This window comes from Bacillus sp. ES1-5, assembly GCF_022487605.1.
Classification (GTDB): Bacteria; Bacillota; Bacilli; order Bacillales; family Bacillaceae_G; genus Bacillus_A; species Bacillus_A wiedmannii.
The window spans coordinates 1-468 of the sequence record NZ_JAKVPU010000052.1 but is presented as its reverse complement, the minus strand read 5'-3'; the positions used below and the strand labels follow the sequence as shown (position 1 = coordinate 468).

Here is a 468-nt window from a genome sequence, read left to right as displayed (position 1 = left end):
AGTTGTTAGAAAAGCAATACCAGGATATGCAAGGTTTATCAATGGATTAGGCGGAATTTTTAAAGTAGGTGTAAAATGAATTTTATTAATGAACTAGAAAAGAAATTTACAAAACGACAAGTTATATTATTTATATCAATAATAGGATATTATTCTCTTTTAATAACGGCTACCACATTTGGTCGTTCAGCTGGGAATATCTTTGTAAGAACAATTGATTTCGATGTATTAAGCCAGTATCAACAAGCATGGAATCAATTTTCATTTAATTCTTTTTTTCATATCATTGTTAATATAGGTATGCTGTTGCCGTTAGGGATTTTATTACCTTTATTTAGTAAGGTTTTTCAAAAAACAAAATGGATGTTAATCATCTCAATTATAGCAAGTTTATTGATTGAAATTCTTGAATTTACACTGCAACGAGGAAGTATGGAGCTAGCCGATTTACTTCATAATACTTTAGGC

The 468-nt window shown here is 29.1% G+C and carries 1 protein-coding gene; it reads left to right on the top strand.

Features of this window, described 5'->3' with window-relative positions; translation table 11 throughout:
* Positions 1-75 precede the first annotated feature (75 nt).
* A partial coding sequence (locus tag MKO96_RS29245) for a VanZ family protein (RefSeq protein ID WP_240589350.1) occupies positions 76-468 on the top strand: 393 nt, incomplete at its 3' end.